The sequence below is a fragment of the Agrilactobacillus composti DSM 18527 = JCM 14202 genome (assembly GCF_001436375.1).
In the GTDB taxonomy this organism is placed as follows: domain Bacteria; phylum Bacillota; class Bacilli; order Lactobacillales; family Lactobacillaceae; genus Agrilactobacillus; species Agrilactobacillus composti.
This window is the reverse complement of sequence record NZ_AZGA01000002.1, coordinates 192,326-207,742: the sequence shown is the minus strand read 5'-3', so window position 1 is coordinate 207,742 and position 15,417 is coordinate 192,326. Positions and strand designations below refer to the sequence as shown.

13 protein-coding genes are annotated in these 15,417 nt (G+C 42.5%); all 13 read left to right on the top strand.

Features of this window, described 5'->3' with window-relative positions:
• The first annotated feature begins 12 nt into the window (after positions 1–12).
• The 13 genes from ftsL to ileS all read left to right on the top strand — a co-directional run bounded on the left by ftsL (position 13) and on the right by ileS (position 15,306).
• Positions 13–393, top strand: coding sequence for a cell division protein FtsL (gene ftsL / locus FC83_RS01260; RefSeq protein WP_052004510.1), 381 nt, complete (start codon positions 13–15; stop codon positions 391–393).
• Complete coding sequence (locus FC83_RS01255; RefSeq protein WP_057002284.1) at positions 390–2,564, top strand: penicillin-binding protein; 2,175 nt, start codon at positions 390–392, stop codon at positions 2,562–2,564. Before ftsL ends, FC83_RS01255 begins: the two co-directional genes overlap by 4 nt.
• A gap of 17 nt (positions 2,565–2,581) precedes the next feature.
• Complete coding sequence (gene mraY, locus FC83_RS01250; protein ID WP_035451557.1) at positions 2,582–3,544, top strand: phospho-N-acetylmuramoyl-pentapeptide-transferase; 963 nt, start codon at positions 2,582–2,584, stop codon at positions 3,542–3,544.
• Positions 3,545–3,562: 18 nt separating this feature from the next.
• Complete coding sequence (gene murD / locus FC83_RS01245) at positions 3,563–4,939, top strand: UDP-N-acetylmuramoyl-L-alanine--D-glutamate ligase (RefSeq protein ID WP_035451558.1); 1,377 nt, start codon at positions 3,563–3,565, stop codon at positions 4,937–4,939.
• A gap of 6 nt (positions 4,940–4,945) precedes the next feature.
• Positions 4,946–6,049 (top strand): undecaprenyldiphospho-muramoylpentapeptide beta-N-acetylglucosaminyltransferase, encoded by a 1,104-nt coding sequence (murG, locus tag FC83_RS01240; protein ID WP_035451560.1) that lies wholly within the window; start codon positions 4,946–4,948, stop codon positions 6,047–6,049.
• Positions 6,050–6,122: 73 nt separating this feature from the next.
• Complete coding sequence (locus FC83_RS01235) at positions 6,123–6,920, top strand: cell division protein FtsQ/DivIB (protein ID WP_161633782.1); 798 nt, start codon at positions 6,123–6,125, stop codon at positions 6,918–6,920.
• A 97-nt stretch (positions 6,921–7,017) separates the two neighbouring features.
• Positions 7,018–8,388 carry a cell division protein FtsA gene (gene ftsA, locus FC83_RS01230; protein WP_035451562.1) on the top strand — a complete coding sequence of 457 codons (1,371 nt, stop codon included), beginning with the start codon at positions 7,018–7,020 and terminating at the stop codon, positions 8,386–8,388.
• 51 nt (positions 8,389–8,439) lie between these two features.
• Positions 8,440–9,726: a cell division protein FtsZ gene (gene ftsZ / locus FC83_RS01225; RefSeq protein WP_035451565.1), complete on the top strand. Its 1,287-nt coding sequence runs from the start codon at positions 8,440–8,442 to the stop codon at positions 9,724–9,726.
• Between the two features lie 30 nt (positions 9,727–9,756).
• Positions 9,757–10,215, top strand: a complete 459-nt coding sequence (locus FC83_RS01220) for a cell division protein SepF (protein WP_035451568.1) — start codon at positions 9,757–9,759, stop codon at positions 10,213–10,215.
• A gap of 25 nt (positions 10,216–10,240) precedes the next feature.
• On the top strand, positions 10,241–10,519 hold the full coding sequence (locus FC83_RS01215) for a YggT family protein (RefSeq protein ID WP_035451570.1): 279 nt from the start codon (positions 10,241–10,243) through the stop codon (positions 10,517–10,519).
• 12 nt (positions 10,520–10,531) lie between these two features.
• The gene (locus FC83_RS01210) at positions 10,532–11,311 is read left to right on the top strand and encodes a YlmH family RNA-binding protein (protein WP_057002283.1); all 780 of its coding nucleotides are present in this window, start codon (positions 10,532–10,534) and stop codon (positions 11,309–11,311) included.
• A 27-nt stretch (positions 11,312–11,338) separates the two neighbouring features.
• The gene (locus FC83_RS17595) at positions 11,339–12,259 is read left to right on the top strand and encodes a DivIVA domain-containing protein (protein ID WP_081763007.1); all 921 of its coding nucleotides are present in this window, start codon (positions 11,339–11,341) and stop codon (positions 12,257–12,259) included.
• A 260-nt stretch (positions 12,260–12,519) separates the two neighbouring features.
• On the top strand, positions 12,520–15,306 hold the full coding sequence (gene ileS / locus FC83_RS01200; RefSeq protein ID WP_057002282.1) for an isoleucine--tRNA ligase: 2,787 nt from the start codon (positions 12,520–12,522) through the stop codon (positions 15,304–15,306).
• Positions 15,307–15,417: the final 111 nt, after the last annotated feature.

Genomic DNA, 15,417 nt, shown 5'->3' with positions numbered 1-15,417 from the left:
AGCGTGAAAATTATGGATAATACTGCAAGAAAAAATTTTGATGAGACTCAAGTAGCGGTGCCCCAACAAGCGGCACCAAAAACTGTTGTACAAGTAAGCCCCAGCAGTGTAGACGTCAAAGTACCATTTTCTTTTATTGAACGCGCTGCAATTGCTGTCGGTAGTGTTTTGGTATTATGCTTCATGATTGCACTAGTCAGTGCTAGAATAGCGCTGGGCGATTCCCAACGAACGTTGCAAACGGTCAATAGCCAAATCACGAATGTCACTTCAAATAATAATGATTTGAAACAAGAGATTGGCACACTAAACAGCTCTGATCGCCTGCAGCACTTTGCAAAAACCCACGGCCTCACATTTAATGAACAAGCGGTAAGGAACGTTTCAAAATGAGTAAACAATCTTCAAATAAAATACATAAGCACAGCCGGATCCGGCGCAATAGAAATTTGTTTGGTATAGTCCTACTCCTTGTAGTGGTAGGGCTTTTTTTCATATTTATTGGACGCTTTACTTACATAGTCGCTTCCGGTAGATTAAATAATGTAAGCTTGTCCCAAAAAACGGCTAGTAAATATGATCAAGATCGGCAATTGATCGCCACCCGGGGTAAAATTGAAGATGCCCATGGCAATATCATTGCCGAAGATTCGAATGTGTATAATTTGTTTGCCGTCATTGATCCCAGTCATCTTTCAGATGATGGCAAGCCGCTGTATGTGAAGGATAAGGCCAAAACGGCTAAGATCCTCGCCCGTTATATTCCGCTAAGTGAAAAGAAGATCTATGCGGTCTTGACACCCAAAAAGACCAAACCTTATCAAGTAGAATTTGGTAATGCGGGTAAAAGTATTAGTTTGGACATTAAAAAGAAAATCGATGCCCAAAAGTTACCAGGTATCTTTTTCACCAAAACCCCATCCCGGCTTTATCCTAATGGAACCTTCGCCGCTAATGTGGTTGGTTTGGCCCAAACGGATATGTCTAAAAACTCTGCCCAGGGTTCACTAAAGGGGGTCATGGGCATTGAAGCTTATTTTAACAACATCTTAACGGGTAAAAATGGCTATAGCCAATTTAAAACTGATTCCTTTGGGTATGAGCTGCCGAATACCCGCAAGACCCTGAAGCAGCCTAAAAACGGGCAGGATATTCAATTGACCTTGGATGCTAGACTGCAGTCCTATATGGAAAGTGTGATTGGGGAAGTGGCCCAAAAGTATCAGCCTGTGAGCATGACGGCTACTTTGATGGATCCTAGCACCGGCAAGATTTTAGCGGCTACCCAGCGGCCAACTTTCAATCCCAGCACTAAAGTGGGCTTAGACAGTTCGTGGCGCAATGCCTTAGTTCAAGATACCTATGAACCTGGTTCCGTTATGAAAATCCTAAGTTTGAGTGCTTCAATTGACTCAGGCCGCTATACCCCAAATGCGTACTATACTTCTGGGGCCGTTAATGTCGGCGGCAGTGTGATTCGGGATTGGAATATCACTGGTTGGGGGAGTATTCCGTATAGTGAAGCTTTTCCCCGGTCTAGTAACGTAGGCTTTGTGAAGATTGAGCAACAAATGGGAGCCCCAATTTGGAAAAAATATTTAAATCGGTTTGGAATCGGTCAAAAGACCAATGTGCAACTGCCAGGGGAATCTGCCGGCAGTGTGGCCTTCAAACAACCGGTTGATCAGGCGATTACGGCCTTTGGGCAAGGGGTCAATGTGAATACCATGCAAATGATGCAGGCGTTTTCGGCCATTGCCAACAATGGTACTATGGTTAAACCGCAAATCGTCGCCGCCATTACCGACCCTAATACTGGGAAAACCAATAAAACTCAAAAAACAGTGGTGGGGCATCCCATCACCAAAAGCACGGCCGAACAGGTCCGAGATGCCATGAAAGATGTGGTGAATAAGACCTATGGGACCGGGATGGTGTATTCAGTGCCGGGTTATGAGATCGGTGTTAAGACTGGGACTGCTCAGATTGCGCAAAATGGCCAATATCTCACGGGCGATAGTAATTATATCTTCTCGGTGGTGGGGATGGCGCCCATTGATCACCCTAAATATATGCTCTACATTACCATGCGCCAGCCGCAAAAAATGACCGCAGCACCGGAACAGATTTTGGCCAGTGCGTTTAATCCCATCTTACAACGGGCGCTTGAGTATAATAACGGCACGAGTGTAAGCAATGTTAAAACCACAGCCATGCCTAATTTAGCGGGTAAATCTGTGGCCGCTGCCAGTAAGTTATTAGAAACTACCGGGTTAACCTATAGTTTGGTGGGCTCTGGAGACAAAGTGGTGCAACAATTGCCATTAGCCCAGGAAAATGTTTTAGCGGGTCAACGGGCGGTTTTGCTGACCAATGGTGCCATGACCATGCCAGATATTACCGGCTGGTCTAAAAATGATGTGTTAAAATTAGCTGAAATCAGTGGTATCAAAATAAAATTCAAAGGTGATGGCTACGTGGTCAAGCAAAGTATTGCGAAAAATCATTTGCTAAACAGTAGCAGTAACCTGGAAGTTCAATTAGCTTCTAAAAAAACAGAATAGGGGATTTGGGTAGATTTATGGATATGCAGATGTTAGTGGCCCTCGTTGGCACATTTCTTTTAACAGTTTTAGTTATGCCAAGCATGATCCGATATTTTAGGCGGCATAAAGAAGGCCAAACAATTCGTGAAGAAGGGCCAAAGTGGCACGAAAAGAAATCTGGTACCCCCACCATGGGAGGCTTGGCCTTTTTAGTGGCCGTTTTAGTAGCGACACTTGCGGTGGGGTTTTGGCAGCATCATTTAACCCATAGCTTGTTGATCACGTTATTTATCATGATTTTATACGGGGCCATTGGCTTTTTAGATGACAGCGTTAAAATATTCATGAAACGTAATTTAGGCTTAAAGGCTTGGCAAAAGTTTTTGGCCCAAATAGTGGGTGGTGTGGTCTTTTTAATTGTCTTCTTCAACGATGGTCTGCAGCACACGTTATATATCCCTTTATTAGGGCAAGTCAGCTCAAACGTGTTATATATTGTTTTCGTATTATTTTGGCTGGTGGGCTTTTCAAACGCGGTGAATTTAACGGATGGTTTGGATGGCTTGGTAGGTGGTTTAGGGATCATCGCGTTTTTGGCCTATGCCTTGATCGCTTATCGACAAGGGCAAATGGACATCTTGATTTTGACCCTGGCATTTGTGGGGGGCTTAGCTGGATTTTTGATTTTTAATCATAAACCTGCCAAAATATTTATGGGGGATGTGGGCTCGTTAGCGATTGGTGGCGTGTTAGCCGCAGTTGCGATTTTATTGCATCGCGAATGGTCCTTGCTACTAATTGGGCTAGTTTTTGTGATTGAAACCGCCAGTGTTATTTTGCAAGTTGCCTCTTTTAAACTCACGGGTAAACGTATTTTTAAAATGACCCCAATCCACCATCACTTTGAAATGAGTGGTTGGTCTGAGTGGCGGGTGGTTATCACTTTTTGGTGTGCCAGCCTTATTTTCACAGTTATTTATTTATTGATATTCTTATAAAAAGGAAGTTAACCAACAATGAAAGCAGTTGCTACATATGAAAATCAGAAGGTATTGGTCTTAGGATTAGCTAGAAGTGGGGTCCATGCGGCACAATTATTACATCGCTTAGGGGCCTTGGTTACCGTCAATGATATTAAACCCTTTGAAGAAAACCCTGACGCCCAGGCCCTATTAGACGAGGGAATCCGGGTGATTACTGGGAGTCATCCCTTAGAGTTATTAGATGAAGATTTTGTGCTAATGGTCAAAAATCCTGGGATTCCGTATACCAATCCGATGGTGGAAAAGGCCCAGCAAAAACATATTCCAATTATCACCGAACCAGAATTGGCTTATGAAATCTCTGAAGCGCCGATGATCGGCGTCACTGGTACCAATGGGAAGACCACAACGACGACCTTGATCAGTTTAATGCTTAACGCTGGTAAAGCGCAGCCTTACGCTTATTTATCCGGGAACATTGGCATTCCGGCCACAGAAGTTGCTGAAAAAGTCACGGCTAAAAATGTCATGGTTACCGAACTTTCTAGTTTTCAATTGTTGGGCATCACCAAAATGCGGCCACATATTGCGGTTTTGACCAATATTTATGAAGCCCATTTGGACTATCACAAAACACGGGAAAATTATGTAAATGCTAAGATGCGAATCACGATGAACCAAACCCCAGATGATTATTTTGTGGTCAATTGGGATTCCAAAGAATGGCAAGATCTTAGCCAACGCAGCCACGCCCAAGTGGTGCCATTTTCACGGCTTAACAAAACCCAAGCGGGGAGTTATGAAGTTGATGGCAAGCTGTATTATAAAGGGGAATATATCATGGCTAGCGATGATATTAAGATCCCTGGGGAACACAACGTGGAAAATGCGTTAGCCGCCATTGCCGTGGCAAAAATCATGGGTGTGACGACTGAAGCGATTGTCAGCGTGTTAACATCTTTCACTGGGGTCAAGCATCGCCTACAGTTCGTGGAAGAGTGGCATCAAGTTCGCATTTATAACGATTCTAAAGCCACGAATATTGAAGCAACAGAAGTAGCTTTAAATAGTTTCAAACGGCCAATTGTTTATCTGGGCGGCGGTTTAGACCGGGGCTTCACCTTTGAAAAACTTGAGCCGCTGTTTAAAAAGCACGTTAAGGCCGCGGTGTTGTGGGGCGAAACCAAACAACTCATGGCCCAATCCTTAAAAGCTGCTGGTGTTGAAAATGTGACAATTGTGGCCGATTTGGATCACGCTGTCCCAGTTGCTTTTAAATTGATCCAACCCGGGGATGTCTTATTACTGTCACCCGCGGCGGCAAGTTGGGATCAATTTCATACGTTTGAAGAACGGGGTGACCGCTTTATTGCCGATGTTAATCAGGCCATTCAAAAAGAGCAGGAGTAGAAATATATGCGTGTGATTATTTCAGGCGGTGGCACTGGGGGGCACATTTACCCAGCCTTAGCCTTAGTTGAGCGATTAATACAGCGAAAGATTGCTAATAAGAATGAAATTCTGTATATTGGGACCAAACGTGGTCTTGAAAGTAAAATTGTGCCTGAACAGGGCATCAAGTTTGAAGCAATTGAGATTCAAGGTATTAAGCGCTCGTTGAGTCTAGATAATTTTAAGACTATGTTTTTATTTATGAAAAGTATTAATCGTTCCAAAACCTTGATTCGTGACTTTAAACCAGATATCGTTATTGGGACAGGGGGATATGTTTCCAGCGCAGTCCTTTATGCCGCTGCGAGATTACATATACCCACGGTCATTCATGAACAAAACTCGATAGCCGGTGTGACCAACAAGTTCTTGGGTCATTTTGTCGATAAAATTGCCATTTCATTTAAAGATGCCGCCAATCAATTTTCCGAGAAGAAAAAGATCGTCATGACTGGTAATCCAAGAGCTCAGCAAGTAGCTGGGGTTGAACCCAATGCACGCTTGCAAGATTATGGGTTAGACCCCCAAGTCCCAACGTTGTTAGTTTTTGGCGGCAGTCGGGGAGCGGAGCCTATCAATCAAGCATTTTTAAATGCCTTCGATGATTTGGCCAAGCGGGCCTACCAAGTTTTATTTGTCACCGGTCAAGTTCATTATGCCCAATTTATGAAGCACCTTGGCACTAAGCAAAGCGATAACATCGTTATACGGCCTTATATCGAAGATATGCCCAGTTTGTTGATAGATGTGACTGGTATTGTCGGTCGGGCTGGGGCGACCAGTATTGCTGAAATTACGGCGTTAGGGGTACCGGCAATTTTGATCCCTAGTCCTTATGTAACCCATGATCATCAAACTAAAAACGCGGAAAGCTTAGTGCGCGCCGGGGCGGCTTTAATGTTAAAGGAAGATCAATTAAGTCAAAGAAGTTTTATTCGTAACGCAGACGCGTTAATGCAAGATAATGTACTACGCCGCAGCATGGCCGCTGCTTCTAAGAAATTAGGACGGCCTAAAGCAGCTGATGACTTGATTCAAGTCATGCAGGATTTAGTGAATAAGAAGTAGGTGGATTAAAATGGGCTTTTTTGATAGCAAACGTCGCCATAAGACTAAAAAGGTAAAAAAAGAGCCATTAGAGATGATGAAGCCATGGCAACGCTACCGGGCCCAAAAAAGTCAGGGCAACCAATCCCGACCAGTGGGCAAGGTGCTGCCCAATTTATCTGAGATACGCCGAAAAAATCTTATAAAAAACTTAACTATTGTATTGGTCCCACTTTTGTTGTTATTATTCTTCTTACTCTATTACATCTCACCGGTTAGTAAAGTCGGTGAAGTTGATGTGCAAGGCATGCATCTCATACCTGAGCAAAAGGTGATAGATAACAGTGGTATCAAGGCTTCAGACCATATTTTACAATTGATATTTTCTAAAAAAAATATCAACCAAAAAATTAAAAAAAATATGCCGGGTATTAAAAAAGTTAGCTTTAATGTGCATAATTTGAATCACATTGTCTTTAACGTTCAAGAATACCAGCGTATTGGCTACTTAAATCGGGGCAATCATTATTATAGCGTTTTAAGTAATGGTATTATCTTAACAGAGCCTATTTCTAAGCCAGTCGGCAATCTACCCGTTCTTGAGAACTTTAAGGAAGGGCAGAAGTTGAACTTGCTCATTAAAGCGTTCAACGCTTTACCAACAAGTATTCACAATGATATTTCCGAAATTCATTTAACGGGTTCTAAGATCAATCCATATCAAATTCGACTGTATATGAATGATAATAACGAAGTCGTTGCCGATTTGCGGACAATGCAGACCAAGCTAATTCGCTATCCCACTTATGCCAAGGCCTTAAAGACAAAGGGTGTGGTGGACCTTGAAGTTGGCGCTTTTGCTTATCCTTTCCCGAAATCCGGGAAAAAATAAGGCTTTCTTAATTTTTTGAACATATGGTAGAATTTAAATATGTGTTAAAGTTACAATAATATTGAATTTATGCATTTTGTAAGGGGGTTCCATTTAGATGGACAATTCAGGAATATATGTTGGGTTAGATATTGGAACCACATCTATAAAAGTGATTATTGCTGAATCTGTTCAAGGTCAATTGAATATTATCGGTGTTGGAAGTGATCGCTCTCGGGGGATGAATCGAGGCATTGTCGTTGACATTGATCAAGTTGCTACGTCGATTCAAAATGCCGTTCATCAAGCAGAGCAAAAAGCAAATGTTAGTATTACTAACGTTTACGCTGGAATCCCTGCGGATATGCTAAGTATCGAACCTTGCCAAGGCATGATTGCGGTTAGCGATGAATCAAAAGAAATTACCGATCAAGACGTTCAAAATGTGGCAGCAGCTGCTTTGATTCGGAATTTACCACCAGAAAGAGAAATTGTTGACCTTGTTCCGGATGAGTTTATTGTGGATGGTTTTGATGGTATTAAAGATCCACGGGGAATGATTGGGGTACGGCTGGAAATGCACGGCATCGTCTTTACCTCACCTAAAACAGTTATTCACAACATTAAAAAAAGTATTGCAAAAGCTGGTTTAAATTTAAAGAATTTAGTGGTTAATCCACTGGCTTTGGGGAAAGTTGCCCTGACCGATGGTGAACAAGATTTTGGCACCATCTTAATTGACTTAGGTGGCGGCCAAAGTACCGCGGCGGTCATTCATGACCATAAATTGAAATTTACCCAAGTGGATCAAGAAGGCGGCGAGTATATCACTAAAGATATCTCAATTGTCCTCAATACATCCTTTGAAAACGCTGAAAAATTAAAACGCGATTATGGTGATGCTGATGTTCAAGCCGCTTCTGATGATGAAGAGTTTCCAGTTGATATTGTGGGACAAAACGATTCGGTAATGGTGAGTGAGAAATACTTGGCTGAAATCATTGAAGCCCGCCTAGAGCAAATATTGACCCGTCTTGGAAAGTCTTTGGCGGCAGTCAATGCGTTTGACCTACCTGGGGGCGTGGTCTTAACGGGTGGTGTGACGGCACTGCCGAACATTGCCAAATTTGCGGCTGAGCTTTATCATCGTGGCGTCAAGATATATATCCCTGATCAAATGGGTTTGCGTCACCCGTCATTTTCGCAGGCGTTTGGCTTGGTAACTTATGTTTCCCAGCTTTCCGAAGTTGACGTATTGGTTCATAGTCCAATTTCAAGTGCCAGTGCGGATTATAGTCAAACAATGGCGCAAGCAAATGCGGCCAAAACAACGTCTTATCAAACGGTTGCTCAGCCACAACAAACTGTGGTTGAAGATCAAGACCCAACACCCAAAACACCGCAACCAGAGCCAAAACCCAAGCCAGAAAAGAAAAAGAAGAAACGCAGTGAAGGGTTTAAACGCTTTTTAAATAATTTTTTTGAATAAGATAATCTCAAGTAAACTAATATCTAAATTTTCTTAGTAGGAGGAAATTCTATGGAATTCTCACTAGATTCACAGCAGGACACTGGCGCAATCATCAAAGTTATTGGTGTTGGTGGTGCCGGAGGCAACGCCGTTAATCGAATGATCGATGAGGGTGTACAAGGTGTAGAATTTATCGTGGCTAACACCGATGTACAAGCCTTAGCCAGTTCAAAAGCTGAAACTAAAATTCAATTAGGCCCTAAACTAACCCGCGGATTAGGGGCAGGGTCTAACCCAGATATGGGCCTAAAAGCTGCTCAAGAAAGCGATGAAGAAATTCAAGAGAAGTTAAAGGGCGCGGATATGGTCTTTGTCACAGCTGGGATGGGTGGCGGTACTGGTACCGGCGCTGCACCAGTTGTGGCGAAAGCCGCGAAAGATTTAGGTGCATTGACCGTTGGGGTCGTCACCCGCCCATTTACCTTTGAAGGTCCTAAAAGAGGCCGTAATGCTGCTGAAGGAATCGCTGCATTAAAGGAACATGTGGATACGTTGGTGGTTATTGCCAATAATCGTTTATTAGAAACAGTTGATAAAAAGACACCAATGCTAGAAGCTTTCCATGCTTCTGACAACATCTTACGCCAAGGTGTGCAAGGTATCTCTGATTTGATCACGGCACCTGGGTATATCAACCTAGATTTTGCGGACGTCAAAACAGTGATGGAAAATCAAGGGACGGCATTGATGGGAATCGGCTCAGCTACAGGTGAAAATCGCACGGTAGAAGCCACTAAAAAGGCGATTTCCTCACCATTACTGGAAGCTTCCATTGATGGTGCTAGACAGGTGTTATTAAATATTACCGGTGGTTCTGACCTTTCTTTACACGAAGCAGAAGATGCCTCAGGCATTGTTGCCCAAGCGGCTTCTAACGATGTGAACATCATCTTTGGGGTTTTGATCAATCAAGATAAAGACCAAGAAGATGAAGTGAATGTTACGGTAATTGCCACTGGCATTGAGGATCATGAAGAACCCCGCAAACAACAGTCTCATTTGACCTCAGCTGGCAATGCTGCTGCTAAACAAGCAACACCAGATCGGACGCAAAGTGTCAAACCTACCAATACCCCAAATCCAGCGGCTGCCAATAAGAATCACAACAACGATCCTTTTGGTAACTGGGACGTTCGTCAAGATCCACAACCAGGGCAACGTAGTCGGGGCAACAATCAAGATTTCAACAACGTTGAGAAAAAGAGCTTTGACATTTTTCAAAGAACCGATGAACCCTTAGGTGATTCTGACGATAATGACAGTACACCACCATTTTTCAAGAGACGTCATAAATAGGCAACTTTTAACAATTTGGAGGTTTGAATCATGGCATTTGAAAAAATTAGTCGCTTTTTCGGTATGAATGATGAAGATTTTAATGATTTAACCAATGAGGAGGAGCGGCCTGCAGCTCCCCAACAGCCAACTAGTAATCCGACTGCTGAAAACCGCCAGGCTACTCGCCCACAAAGCAATTCTAATGTGGTTGCCATGAATACCGTGAAAAATAATCAAACAAGTAAAATCATTCTTTTTGAACCAAGAGTTTACTCCGACGCCAAAGAAGTAGGGACCCATTTACTCAATGGTCGTGCGGTGATCGTCAACTTTAATCGCATTGATGAAAAACAAGCTGGTCGGATTATCGATTTCTTAACCGGCACGATATTTGCCATTAAAGGCGAAATCCAACGGGTAGGCGAGAGTATTTTCTTATGTACGCCGTCAAAATTTGAAATTGATGGCAGCATCAGCGATATCATTCGGGATAAAAAGTTAAACTAGTACAATTAAATTATGAGGTGACAATTTGGGCTTTATTGGTCTATTGGCTTATGGGATTTCTTGGGTAGCAAACATTTATACATGGCTAATTGTCATTTATACACTGCTTTCCTGGATCCCCAATGCTTACAATACAAAATTTGCAGCGATCTTAAATCGGATTGTGGGACCCTACTTAAATCTATTTGAAAGATTTATTCCACCAATCTTTGGTATCAGTATTGCACCAATCGTTGCCATTTTGGTAATGCAATTTCTTGAACGCGGATTGCTCGGCTTTTTGTCTTTTTTAGTGAACATGTAATTGGAGGACAAAATGGATAATGGTATCTATCAGCATTTCCGTAAAGATGAAGCACCATTCATCGATCGGATGACTGACTTAATGACAACTGCAGCAACAGAGTATCGACCTGTTGTGACAGAGTTTTTGGATCCAAGGCAAAACTTTATCATTCATGCCTTGAATCGAGATGATCAAATTGAACTTCACGAATTTGGTGGTTATGATCAAGCAGAACAAAAACGGGTGATCATTGCACCGGACTATTTTGAACCCACACCCGCTGACTTTGGGATTACCCCCATTAAAATCAATTATCCGGAAAAATTTGCTGAATTAAAACATGGGCAGATTTTAGGTACGATTGCCAATCTGGGGATTGATCGAGATGTATTTGGGGATATTATCACCGATGGACGTAATTGGCAGTTATTTGTCACTTCAGCGGTGGCTGACTTTGTGGTCCGTCAAACGGATCATGTGGGCAAAATCAAGGTTCGTCTAGAAAAAATTGATTTTGACCGAGTGATTACACCAATTGTCGCCTGGGAATCAGAGAACCTGGTTGTTTCCTCACCGCGACTGGATGCTGTTGTTGCCGATGTATTTAATGTTTCTCGACAACGGACTAAGACAATGATCGAGGCAGGTCAAGTGAAAGTGAATTGGCGGGTCATGGACAAGCCGGATTATGACTTAGATCAATTAGACATGATTTCGGTCCGCCATTATGGTCGTTTTCAAATTATGGCTGATTTAGGCCAAACAAGAAAAGAAAAGATTCGATTACAGATACGAACACTGCGTAAATAATGAGGGATTTTTTGGAGGCTTAGGAGTATGGCTTTGACACCATTGGATATTCATAATAAAGAATTTAATGTAAGATTTCGCGGCTATGATCAAGATCAGGTGAACGATTTCTTAGAGCAAATCATTAAAGATTATGAAGCTTTGCTCAGACATAATGAGGACGTAGAACGGGCATTGAAAGATAGTCAAGAAAAGGTTGCCTATTTCACGGACCTTAAGGATGCTTTAAATCAATCAATTATTGTCGCTCAAGATGCTGCTGACAAAGTAAAGGTCAATGCACAACGCGAAGCTGAAATCATCCAAGACAATGCTGAAAAGCAGGCGCGACAACTGTTAAATGAATCAACGGATAAATCGAATCAGATTTTACAAGAAGCTTCGGATAAAGCTAGACAAATCACTGGGGAAACTGATGATTTGAAAAAACAAACCCGAACTTTTCGCCAGCGCCTGCAAATCATGTTGGAATCACAATTGGAGATTGTTAAAAGTCCAGATTGGGATGAATTGTTGACCGACACGCCCTTGGGGAATAGTAATGGTGCTGCCAATCAGCAATTGGATTATAATACGCCTGGTAATTATGATGGCCAAAGTGATTATGCTGAACCTGGGACTGCCCAAAATTATAATTTTGATGATCATGATGCTAACGCAGATCAATATGGGCAATATGATGACCAAAATCAATATGATACGACGTCAGCCCCAAGCCCTGATGCCGGACCTGTTCCCCATCAAGATCCCCTAAGCCAAGGGGACAATGCGCAAAACGCAGCGACTAACCCTGCACAAGCAAGTGATCAAGGGCAAAGTGATGCGGATCATCAGCTTGATCCAGTCTACTATAATCAAAATCAAGCGCCAGATAATCAGCAAAATCGACCGGCGATTATCTTTCCAGATAGCAAGAACAGTGGTACAATGAATGAAAATAAATCCTAAAGGCGATTGAAGAACACGTGGGGAATTTATACTTTTAAGCGATCTGGTGTCCGGTGTAAGTCCAGAAAAGTTCTTAATTCCACCATATCAGCTTCTATAATGCCGTTGACGTTTTAAATGATGTCAACCGTTTCATACGCGTTATGTTATGCTAAAGGGAAAATTTATTTCTAAAATTAGGTGGTACCACGAAGATCTCGTCCTATGTGACAAGGTCTTTTTTTAGTGGTCAACCAGCTAAAAATATAAGGAGGACACGCATGCGTATTAAAGATACTTTAAATTTGGGTAAGACCAAATTCCCAATGCGAGGCAATTTGCCCAACAAAGAACCTGAACGCCAAGCACTTTGGGTAGAAAACAAAATTTATGAAAAGCGCCAAAAATTAAACGAGGGCAAGCCAACCTTCATTTTACACGACGGCCCCCCTTATGCGAATGGGAACATTCATATGGGTCATGCGTTAAATAAAATCAGTAAAGATATTATTGTTCGTTATAAATCTATGGACGGTTTCAGAGCACCGTATGTACCCGGCTGGGATACCCATGGTTTGCCAATTGAACAAGAATTGACCAAACAAGGCGTTGACCGTAAATCTATGGATATGGCTGATTACCGGGAATTGTGTCGCAAATATGCTTTATCCCAAGTTGACAAACAACGCACAGATTTCAAGCGTTTAGGGGTTTCTGGGGATTGGGATCATCCTTATATCACGTTACAGCCTGAATATGAAGCTGAACAAATTCGTGTATTTGGTAAAATGGCCAATGAAGGCTATATCTATAAAGGCAAAAAACCAGTTTATTGGTCACCTTCTTCAGAATCCACTTTGGCTGAAGCAGAAATCGAATATAAAGATGTCCGTTCACCGTCCATTTATGTGGCTTTCAAAGTTGTTGACGGTAAAGACTTGTTAGATACAGATACGTCCTTTATTATTTGGACCACTACGCCTTGGACCATGCCAGCCAACTTAGGGATTTGTGCCAATCCTAAATTCGATTACGTCCAAGTTGATGCGGATGGTAAAAAGTACGTCATTGCTGAAGGCATGTTGGAACGGGTTCGGGAAGCTTTAGAATGGCAACACGTGTCTATCTTACAAACCTTTAAAGGTACTGACTTAGAATACATGACGGCCCAACATCCATTTTATGATCGGACTTCCTTATTGATTTTGGGGAACCACGTCACTTTGGATGAAGGGACTGGTTTAGTGCATACTGCCCCTGGACATGGGACGGATGACTTTTATGTGGGTCAAAAATATCATTTACCACCATTATCCCCAGTGGATGAACAAGGCTACTTTACCAAGGAAGCGCCTGGGTTTGAAGGCATGTTTTATAACGATGCGAATAAGAAAGTTACCAAGCTTTTAGAAGAAAAGGGCGCTTTATTAAAACTCAGTTTCTTCACCCATAGTTATCCCCACGACTGGCGGACAAAAAAACCTGTTATTTTCCGAGCAACAACGCAATGGTTTGCCTCGGTTGAAGCCTTTAGAGATAATATTTTAAAGGCTGTTGAAAGTGTCAATTACAAGCCATATTGGGGCAAGACCCGGCTATATAACATGATCAAAGACCGTGGCGACTGGGTTATCTCCAGACAGCGGGCTTGGGGTGTGCCATTGCCAATTTTTTATGCTGAAAATGGCGATGCCATCATTACCCCAGAAACCATTGCCCACGTGGCTGATTTATTTAGCCAATATGGTTCCAATGTTTGGTTCCAAAGAGAAGCCAAGGACTTATTACCAGCTGGATTCACCCATCCTGGGTCACCAAATGGCAAGTTTACCAAAGAAAACGACATCATGGATGTGTGGTTTGATTCGGGCTCATCTCACCAAGCTGTCTTAAAACAACGGCCTGAGTTAAGCTTTCCGGCTGATGTTTATCTGGAGGGGAGTGACCAGTATCGGGGTTGGTTTAACTCTAGTTTGATCACTTCTGTAGCTGTCACTGGCCAAGCACCTTATAAACAAATCATTTCCCAAGGGTTCACCTTAGATGCTAAAGGGCGTAAGATGAGTAAATCACTAGGAAATGTCATTGTCCCTAATGATGTGATTCGCCAGTTTGGGGCAGATATTGTCCGGCTCTGGGTGGCTTCAGTGGATACGAATTCTGATGTGGCTGTTTCCATGGATGGTTTCCGGCAAATTTCAGAAAGTTATCGGAAAATCCGAAATACCATGCGGTTTATGCTAGCCAATACCAGTGATTTTGATCCTAAAGCCGATGCCGTCGCTTATGCGGACTTAGCATCAGTGGATCGCTACATGGAAATTCGCTTGAATCAAATCATTGCCAAGTGTTTGAAGGCTTATGAAGCTTATGACTTTTCGACAGTTTATAAGACGATTTCTGCTTTCTTGATCAATGATTTGTCCTCATTTTATTTAGATTTTGCCAAAGATGTGGTTTATATTGAAGCCCAAGATAGTCCCAAACGCCGTAATATGCAGCAAGTAATGTATGATGTAGCTGTGGCGTTGACTAAATTATTGACCCCAATTATTCCCCATACCACCGAAGAAATTTGGAGCTATTTAAAAGAACCTGAAGCATTCGTTCAACTAGCTGAAATGCCACAAGTCCAAGAATTTGATGGCCAAGATGATGTGTTGACCCAATGGTCAGACTTTATGAGCCTGCGGGATGAAGTCTTGAAGGCATTAGAAGAAGCTCGGAATAATAAGGTGATTGGTAAATCCTTAGAAGCAGCCGTGACAATTTATGCCAACGATCCTGTGAAGGATTTACTAAATGCTGTGAGTGCTGATGTGAAACAGATCTTGATTGTGTCTAAGCTAACTATTTTAGACAAGGCAAAAGCGCCAGCTGATGCCGTGGTCTTTGAAGACGCCGCGATTACCGTTACCCATGCACCTGGTGAAGTGTGTGATCGTTGCCGGATGACCCGTGAAGATGTTGGTGCAGATCCAGAATTGCCAAATCTTTGCGGCCGTTGTGCCAAAATCCTTCATGCCCATTTTGAAGATGCCGTCAAAGCTGGATTTGAAGAGAAGTAATACTGCAAAACGCGAACTGATTTTATAAAACCGACCACGCTAGCTCTGTTGGGTTAAGCGGTGGTCGGTTTTATTTTGGGTCGATGCTAGTCCTGCTGATAAAATTATGAT